Origin of the sequence: Mycobacterium sp. (assembly GCF_035653355.1) — a bacterium.
Classification (GTDB): domain Bacteria; phylum Actinomycetota; class Actinomycetes; order Mycobacteriales; family Mycobacteriaceae; genus Mycobacterium.
Genome location: NZ_DASRBZ010000099.1, coordinates 1 through 7,819, shown reverse-complemented (window position 1 = coordinate 7,819; position 7,819 = coordinate 1). Strand labels below are relative to the sequence as shown.

Sequence of the window (7,819 nt, the reverse complement as noted above, 5' to 3'; positions counted from 1 at the left end):
GACAGCGTTGAGGCTCAACGAACTTGGCCGCATCACGCTGCGTACCCCGGTACCTCTGCTGCTCGACGAGTACACCCGCAACACCAGCACAGGGTCTTTCATCCTCATCGATCCCGTTACCAACGGCACTGTGGCTGCCGGCATGGTGTTGCGCGACTTCTCGGCCCGCACACCAAGCCCGAACACCGTACGGCACAAGTCGTTGGTGACCGCCGACGACCGGCTCACCGGACGCGGGCGCACCGTGTGGTTCACCGGCCTGTCCGGAGCGGGCAAGTCGTCGGTGGCCATGCTGGTCGAGCGCAAGCTGCTTGAAAAGGGCGTTGCTGCTTACGTTCTCGACGGTGACAACCTGCGACATGGCCTCAACGCCGACTTGGGGTTTTCTATGGCCGACCGGGCGGAAAACCTGCGTCGGCTAGCCCATGTGGCGGTACTGCTGGCCGATTGCGGCCAGACCGTGCTGGTGCCGGCGATCAGCCCGCTGGAAGAGCACCGCGAGCTCGCTCGCCGGGTGCACGCCGACGCGGGCATCGACTTTTTCGAGGTCTTCTGCGACACCCCACTGGAGGACTGCGAAAGGCGCGATCCCAAAGGCCTCTACGCCAAAGCCCGCGCGGGCGAGATCACGCATTTCACCGGCATTGACAGTCCCTACCAGCGGCCCAGGAATCCAGACCTGCGGCTCACTCCGGACCGCAGCCTCGACGAGCTGGCCCAGGACGTCATTGACCTGATCGAGTCGCGGCGGTGACCGATCACGAGCTGGCCGCCCGGTTGGCCACCCAGGCGGGAGAGCTGCTGTTGACGGTGCGCCAGGAGCTGGCCGACGCGTCCCCGGCCGAACGAAAAGCCGCGGGCGACAAGCGGTCTCACGACTTCTTGATGGAGGCACTGGCAAGCGAGCGGCCAGGGGATGCGGTGCTGTCCGAAGAAGGCGACGACGACGCGGTGCGGTTAGGGGCCGAGCGGGTGTGGATCGTCGACCCGTTGGACGGCACACGGGAGTTTTCGGAGTTGGGCCGTGTGGACTGGGCAGTGCATGTGGCGCTGTGGGAGTCCGGGGAACTGGTCGCCGGCGCGGTTGCCCTGCCGGCGCAGAGGACGACGCTGGCCACACCGAAGGTCACGACGCCGCCGGCACACGCTGGCCGGCCGCGCATCGTGGTGTCACGCACCCGCCCGCCCGCGATCGCGCTGCGGGTGCAAGAACAACTCGCCGGCACGCTTGTGGAGCTGGGCTCGGCGGGCGCGAAAGTCGCCGCGATCATCCAGGGACTGGTCGACGTCTACGTCCACGCCGGCGGGCAATACGAATGGGACTCGGCTGCACCGGTCGCGGTAGCCCGCGCCGCCGGCCTGCACACTTCCCGCATCGACGGCTCGGCGCTGGCGTACAACCAGGCCGATCCGCTGCTTCCAGACATCCTGGTGTGCCGGCCCGAGCACGCCGACGCGGTCTTGGCCGTCACCGGATAGCGCCGCTCCGCCGGTGGCAGAATCACAGGGTGCGCATGTCGGCCAAGGCGGAATACGCCGTTCGGGCGATGATCCAGCTCGCCGCCGTCGACAGCGGCCAGCTGATCAAGACCGACGAACTGGCGCACGCCCAGGGCATACCGTCACAGTTTCTGGTCGACATCCTCTCCGATTTGCGCACCGACCGCCTTGTCCGAAGCCACCGCGGCCGCGACGGCGGATATGAATTGGCCAGGCCCGGCACCGAGATCAGCATCGCCGATGTGTTGCGCTGCATCGACGGGCCGCTGGCCAGTGTGCGCGATATCGGGTTGGGCGACCTGCCTTATTCCGGGCCTACGGTGGCGCTGACAGACGTCTGGCGGGCGCTGCGAGCGAGCATGCGTTCGGTATTGGAGGAAACAACTTTGGCCGACGTGGCCGCGGGCGCTCTGCCCAAGCACGTCAAGCAACTCGCCGACGATTACCGCGCTCAGGAGAGCAAGCGGCACGGTCCGCGCAGCGCCGGCTGATCAGCCGCCCGAGCCGTAGGGGCGGGTGAGGATCTCGAGGTGGTGACCGCACGGATCGCGGAAGTACACCCCGCGACCACCGTGGTTGTGGTTGATTTCCCCGGGGCGTTCCCCGCGTGGGTCGGCCCAGTGTTCCATGCCGCGCGACGAGATCCTGCCGTAGATCGCGTCGAAGTCGTCGTCGGAAACAAGGAATGCGTAGTGTTGCGGCCTGATCTCCTCGCCGTCGGGCGCATCGGCGTAGTCCAGGGTGGCGCCGTGTTCGAGGGTGACGGCCATGAACCGGCCCACCGGGGCCGGGTCGGGTAGCCCGAACAGCTCGGTCAGAAACTGCGCGGATTCTTTCTTGTCGCGGGCCGCGACGATGGTGTGGTTGAAACTGATACTCATGGCTCTTGCCAGTCAACCACTCTCTTCCACCTTGCGCGAGCGGGCGTGTCTGTACACCGACACGCCGTGAACGCTGGCATTCTGCGCCCGCTCGCGCGGCAGGCGTCGGGGCATTACTTGGGTGCGGTGAGCTCCAACGCGATGTTGTCGGGGTCGCGAAACTCGAGGATGTAGGACGGCCCGATGTCCTTGACCGGCTCGTGGTTGATGCCGAGCTGTTCGAGATGCCTAGCGGCTTCGTCCAATTCGGCTTTACTGCCCGTGCGGAAGGCGATGTGGTCCAGCCCGACGCGGTCCTCGTCGAAGGTGCCGGTGGCAACCGGCCGCAGCCCAATCAGCGCCCCACCCAGGTCGTAGATGACACCGCCGAACAGGAAGCTCAGCTGTTTGCGGGTGGCCGCGTCTGCGTTGTCAGGCAGTTCCAGCAAAATCGGCCAACCAAAAACGCTTTCGTAGAACTGTCGCGAGCGCTCGATATCGGTGACAGTCAGCCGGACGTGCGCGATGGAAGTTGTGGTGATGGCCACGTGAACATGCTGCCACGTTAAAAGGGGTCGCTTGCTCGCATGCCACAATCCCGTCGTGCACATCGCAATGACCATGCCGGTGATGGAACCGGACTTGGATGCCGTCGTGCTGCGGGACTGGGCGCACGCGATCGACGAAGGCCCGTTTTCCTCGTTGTGCTGGGGCGAGCGCATCGCCTTCGGCAATCCCGAAACGTTGACCCTGCTGGGGGCCCTGGCTGCCTGGACCGATCGGGTACGGCTGGTGACGACGGTGATCGTGCCCCAGCTGCATGACCCGGTAATGCTCGCCAAGGCGCTGGCGACCGGGGACATGCTGTGTGGCGGACGGCTCACCGTGGGCCTCGGCGTGGGCGGCCGACACGAGGACTATCAGGCGGTCGGCGCTGACCTGAGCACGCAGACAATCCGCGACATGGCCGAGCGTGTGGCGGTGATAAAACGCGTGTGGGCGGGCGAGAACATCACGGGGTCGACGCTTCCGGTGGGACCAGCACCGGTCCAGCGCGGTGGCCCTCCGCTGCTCGTCGGCACCATGGGACCCAAGACGATTCGCAACGCCGCTGCTTGGGCTGACGGGCTTGCCGGCACCACACTGGATCTCGACGTCGTCAAGCAAAATGAGCTGTTCGACGTGGCGCGGGCGGCGTGGGCTGAGGCCGGCAAGCCCAAACCGCGCCTGGCGACATCGTTCTGGTTTGCGATCGGATCCCGCGAGGACGCCCGAGCACAGGTGCATCGCCACCTTCGGCGCTACATGAATTGGATACCGGCCGAGTATGTCGACGCGATGGCGCCGACGACCGGTTTTGCCGGCGGCGAAGACGAGCTGGTTGCGGTGCTGCGAAAGTTCGAAGCGGTCGGTACCGACGAAATCCAGCTCATCCCAACGAATTCCGATCTGGCCCAGCTCCGCCGCGTCGCCGACGTGATTGCTGACATTTAGCTCACAGCGTCCTACCGCAGATTTTCGAAGACAGCGTGAGCCCCATCTTCCTATACGGGCCACCACCGAACCTGGGATAGTGCAAATTGGCGCGAACTAGAGCCAGGCCGCACGATAAGGCCATTGCCGCCGTGCACGAGACCGAGGGAAGCCGGGACTGATGTGGGGAAAGAGCCCGGCGATGATTGTCCACACGCAATCGCCATTCAATGCCGAACCGCCTGGCTCGGCGTTGGCCCGCAACGAGATCACGCCACTGGACGTCTTTTATTGCCGCAATCACGGTCCCGTTCCCCAGATACCGGTCCGCGAATGGCGGCTGGAGGTCAACGGGCTGGTGAGTCAGCCGCTCAGCGTGAGCCTGGCGGAGCTAACAAGCAGATTTGCTACCCGGACCGTGATCGCGACACTGCAATGCGCAGGCAATCGGCGGTCACGACTCAACGAGATTCGGGCGATAGTCGGCGAGGACCTGTGGGGCTCCGGCGCGATCTCGACCGCAGAGTGGTCTGGGGTGCGGCTAGCCGACGTGCTGGCTGCCGCTGGAGCGCGCCGTGATGACGACTTGCACGTCGCATTTACTGGTCCGGATGTGTCGCCGCTGGCTGTACCGGCCCAACAGTTTGGTGGCTCTGTTCCGCTGGCGAAAGCCATGTCGGAGGAAGTCCTGCTGGCGTGGGAGATGAACGGCCATGCGCTGCCGCGAATCCACGGCGGCCCGGTGCGGGTAGTCGTGCCCGGATACGTCGGGGCCCGCAGCGTCAAGTGGGTCGATGCCATTACCGTGCAAAAGGAACCGTCGCAGAACTACTTTCAGGCAGTCGCCTACCGGATCTTGCCCGCCGACAGCGACCCGCACACCGCCGGACCGTTGGCGGGCCGCTCGCTGTCCTCCGTGGCGCTGAATTGCGACATCCTGGTTCCGGACGACGGTGCTCAAGTCCCTGCGGGTCCGCTGAACATCCGCGGATATGCGTTGGCCGGAGAGGGCGCCGGCGTTGCCCGGGTGGAGGTGTCGCTCGATAAGGGCCGCAGCTGGCGCCAAGCGAAACTGGAGCCTGCGCGAAGCCCGTGGGCCTGGCGGCACTGGTCGCTAACCGTGGACACCGAACCGGGACCGCTCGCCGTGACCGCCCGCGCCTGGGACACCACCGGAGCGACGCAACCCCAATCGGCGAAAGCACTATGGAATCCAAGGGGATACGCCAACAACTCGTGGGCGCAGGTGCGCGTTGAGGTAACGCAACCCGGTAGAGCGACGCTCAAGTAGTGGCGACCAGGATGTCTTCTCCACTTGACGGGCGCAGGCCGTTGCCGCGTTCGGCGAAGTAGCGTTCCGAAAGCAGAGCGCCCGAAACATGCCGGGCGTCTTGAAAACCCGCGTCGCGGGCCAACGCCAGCATTTCCGTTGGGGTATAGAAGCTGATGAACGGAGTTCCGGCGGACCGCGCTCCTCTTTCGCTGGCCTGAAAGCCTAAGCGATCCTTCTCGTCGACGAGCTCGAGGGGGAGTAGGAAGGTCATGGCCAGCGTCGACCCGGGTGCAAGCTTGGCGAGGTGGCGCAGCGTGGCCGAGTTGGCGGCTTTGGTGAGGTACATGCTGACGCCGGTGGAGACGACGACCGCCGGCTGTCTGGGATCGAAACCGGCGGCGGCCAGACGCTCCCACCAGGGCTCGCCCGCTTCGAAATCGACGGGCACCAGTCGCAGCCAGTCGGGGATACCGTAGCCCAGTTCGGTCAAACGCCGCCGCTTCCAGGCTTGGGGGCCAGGCTGGTCCACCTCGAAAACCCTTAGCCGTGAGGCGATTTCAGTCCTGCGCTGGACGAAGGTGTCCAGGCCGGCACCTAAGATGACGTACTGGGCGACGCCTTGGTCCGCTTGTTCCGTTACCAGGTCCTCGATAAAGCGAGCGCGGGCAACAATGGCCGCCCGAAAACCGCTCGTAGCGTGGGGGTCCATGTCCGGACGCTGACGCCAGCCGTCGTCTGGGGCCGCCAGCTGCAGGCCGACGTCGTCCTCGAGGACGTGGGGCGGCGGGTCGACCTGCACGTGCATCGCGCGCCAGAGCGCCACCCGCACCGCGGTGGCATCCGGCGCCTCGGTTTGTTGCTTTGCCATGTCGTTCAGCGTTTTGCGGGAGCTTGCAGGCTCCAGAGTCGCCCGTCCGGGTCACGAACGGTCATCTCCCTGGTGCCGAAATGGGTGTCCTCGAACGGCTTCACCACGTCGAGCGACGGGTCGGCAACGAAAGCACCGGCATCGGGCACTTTGAGCACGACTTGCATTCGGGGCTCGCGGTCCGGCGGAATTTCCGCGATGAAGACATAAGGTCCCTCGCCATTTCGGAGCTGCCCGGAGTTGTGGTCGGTCGCGAATTCCAAATCGAAACCCAGCGCTTGGAAGAATTTGGCGGCCTTGCCCCAGTTGTGGGTCTCCAAGAACACCGCTTCGATCCCGTCGGTCGCCATCTCAAGGTTCCTTTCTGCTCGATTGCTGTCTCTGCTCGTGGGCGTCGAGGTAGCCGCGCAGCGCGTCCGCGACCAAGGCGGACAGGGACAGGCCCTCCTCGATGGCGTGGTGTTTGACCTGCTTGATCAGCCCGAGCGGCAGGTAGACGTTGAACTGCTTGACCTCGTCGTCGGCCACCCTAGGATGCTAGCATCTTAGCAACGATCCCGACACGCCGAAAGCGTTCTGATCCGCATGGTTGCCGCCGTGTTCTGGGACCGTTCTCCTGATGGCCGTTGTGACCGCGCGGCCCGGACGTATTCAGGCGGAACCAATGGAAACGTGTAGTTGCAAGCGCCGTGGGCTGAGGCACTTGAACAAACCGCGAACTGCAGCCGACTGAAAGTGCTTTCCGATGGGGTCGAAGAAGACAGCGATTTTCGCCGCGACGCTCGTTCTGGCGGCGTGCGGAGGATCTGCGGGGATCGCCAGCGCCGATCCGCATAACCCGGGGCCACCGCCCGGGCCTGCGCCGACAACCCACAGCGCTGGGCCGCCACCTGGGCCGGCCCCGGCGACCCATAACGCTGGATCACCGCCTGGGCCCGCCCCGACGACCCATAACGCTGCGCCGCCACCCGGGCCGGCCCCGGCGACCCATAACGCCGCGCCGCCACCGGGGCCCGCGCCCAAGCCCGATAACGCTGCGCCGCCGCCTGGACCTGGCGCTAAGACCGGCATTGATCACGATGGCACGTTTGCGGTGGGAACCGAGATCGCACCGGGGACGTACAGCACTGCGGGACCTATCGGGAAAGGCACGTGCTACTGGAAGCGGCTGGGCGGACCGAACGGCAAGGACATAGTTGACAACGCAATGTCCAAAAAGCCGCAAGTGGTGCAGATCGACCCGAGCGACAAGGCATTCAAGACGGACGGCTGCCAACCCTGGCAGAAGACGGACTCGCCCGCTCCAGCAACTCCGTCACCGTCGGACGCACAAAAACAGCTACAGACGCTCATCGGCGGCCTCAACGGCGCTGTCGGTCAGTCCGGTGGCGGCCAAGCGCCAGGGCACTGACGGCGCGTAAACGCGCTCGCCTGGCGGGGCCGATGAGCGCAAGGCAACCACCGCCAGCGCGGGAGCGGGTCGACCGGCGCACTTAGATCGCTTGGCGGTCTGCGCACCACAGAACAGATTCGAACGTTTGGGGTGACCCGGAATGGGATCAGCGCAGGTAAGGGCTGTGCCCCCGGCAGGATTCGAACCTGCGGCCTTCTGCTCCGGAGGCAGACGCTCTATCCCCTGAGCTACGGGGGCGCACACTGGAAATGCTGCGCCATTGGGCTCCGCCAGACTAGCGCATCCCGGCAGCCGCCGGGCATCGGCGGATTCGGGTCGTGACCGCCGCAGACCATAGGATGGACGTTCGTGACCCCCGCCGACCTGGCCCAGCTGCTCAGTACCACCGCCGCCGCGGTGCTGACTGAGCGTGGTCTCGACGCGTCCGCGTT

General features: G+C 65.7%; 11 protein-coding genes, 1 tRNA gene and 1 pseudogene. 7 read left to right on the top strand and 6 right to left on the bottom strand.

Annotated elements, in window-relative coordinates; all coding sequences use genetic code 11:
* From cysC to VFA16_RS03185, 3 genes are all read left to right on the top strand, one after another.
* On the top strand, positions 1 to 754 hold a 754-nt coding region (gene cysC / locus VFA16_RS03195), incomplete at its 5' end, for an adenylyl-sulfate kinase (protein WP_324966422.1).
* On the top strand, positions 751 to 1,479 hold the full coding sequence (locus VFA16_RS03190; RefSeq protein WP_324966421.1) for a 3'(2'),5'-bisphosphate nucleotidase CysQ: 729 nt from the start codon (positions 751 to 753) through the stop codon (positions 1,477 to 1,479). The genes cysC and VFA16_RS03190, both read left to right, overlap by 4 nt.
* Positions 1,480 to 1,508: 29 nt before the next feature.
* A complete protein-coding gene (locus VFA16_RS03185; RefSeq protein WP_324966420.1) occupies positions 1,509 to 1,991 on the top strand; it encodes an RrF2 family transcriptional regulator in 483 nt (160 codons plus the stop codon).
* On the opposite strand, the gene VFA16_RS03180 is transcribed toward VFA16_RS03185, so the two are convergent.
* Together VFA16_RS03180 and VFA16_RS03175 are read right to left on the bottom strand one after the other, a co-directional pair.
* The gene (locus VFA16_RS03180) at positions 1,992 to 2,381 is read right to left on the bottom strand and encodes a VOC family protein (protein WP_324966419.1); all 390 of its coding nucleotides are present in this window, start codon (positions 2,379 to 2,381) and stop codon (positions 1,992 to 1,994) included. It abuts the gene before it with no gap.
* A gap of 113 nt (positions 2,382 to 2,494) precedes the next feature.
* Positions 2,495 to 2,908, bottom strand: coding sequence for a VOC family protein (locus VFA16_RS03175; protein WP_324966418.1), 414 nt, complete (start codon positions 2,906 to 2,908; stop codon positions 2,495 to 2,497).
* A 67-nt stretch (positions 2,909 to 2,975) separates the two neighbouring features.
* Between VFA16_RS03175 and VFA16_RS03170 the strand changes: the two genes are divergently transcribed.
* Together VFA16_RS03170 and VFA16_RS03165 are read left to right on the top strand one after the other, a co-directional pair.
* The gene (locus VFA16_RS03170) at positions 2,976 to 3,854 is read left to right on the top strand and encodes an LLM class flavin-dependent oxidoreductase (protein WP_324966424.1); all 879 of its coding nucleotides are present in this window, start codon (positions 2,976 to 2,978) and stop codon (positions 3,852 to 3,854) included.
* Positions 3,855 to 4,014: 160 nt separating this feature from the next.
* Positions 4,015 to 5,124 carry a sulfite oxidase gene (locus VFA16_RS03165; protein ID WP_324966417.1) on the top strand — a complete coding sequence of 370 codons (1,110 nt, stop codon included), beginning with the start codon at positions 4,015 to 4,017 and terminating at the stop codon, positions 5,122 to 5,124.
* Here VFA16_RS03165 and VFA16_RS03160 read toward each other — a convergent pair.
* Genes VFA16_RS03160 through VFA16_RS03150 form a run of 3 tightly spaced genes read right to left on the bottom strand, consistent with a single transcriptional unit; the run spans position 5,117 to position 6,502 of the window.
* Positions 5,117 to 5,974 carry a class I SAM-dependent methyltransferase gene (locus VFA16_RS03160; RefSeq protein ID WP_414687626.1) on the bottom strand — a complete coding sequence of 286 codons (858 nt, stop codon included), beginning with the start codon at positions 5,972 to 5,974 and terminating at the stop codon, positions 5,117 to 5,119. The genes VFA16_RS03165 and VFA16_RS03160 overlap by 8 nt on opposite strands.
* Before the next feature lie 5 nt (positions 5,975 to 5,979).
* Entirely contained in the window at positions 5,980 to 6,324 is a 345-nt protein-coding gene (locus tag VFA16_RS03155) for a VOC family protein (RefSeq protein WP_324966416.1), read from the bottom strand.
* A gap of 1 nt (position 6,325) precedes the next feature.
* Positions 6,326 to 6,502: a CopG family transcriptional regulator gene (locus VFA16_RS03150; protein ID WP_324966415.1), complete on the bottom strand. Its 177-nt coding sequence runs from the start codon at positions 6,500 to 6,502 to the stop codon at positions 6,326 to 6,328.
* 505 nt (positions 6,503 to 7,007) lie between these two features.
* On the opposite strand from VFA16_RS03150, the pseudogene VFA16_RS03145 reads away from it, so the two are divergent.
* Positions 7,008 to 7,385 (top strand): annotated as a pseudogene (locus VFA16_RS03145) (hypothetical protein); the annotation flags it as partial.
* Positions 7,386 to 7,552: 167 nt separating this feature from the next.
* On the opposite strand, the gene VFA16_RS03140 reads toward VFA16_RS03145, so the two are convergent.
* Positions 7,553 to 7,625 (bottom strand) — tRNA-Arg (locus tag VFA16_RS03140).
* Between the two features lie 111 nt (positions 7,626 to 7,736).
* On the opposite strand from VFA16_RS03140, the gene VFA16_RS23735 reads away from it, so the two are divergent.
* Positions 7,737 to 7,819 (top strand): hypothetical protein (locus VFA16_RS23735; protein ID WP_414687627.1); only part of this gene is annotated, 83 nt, incomplete at its 3' end.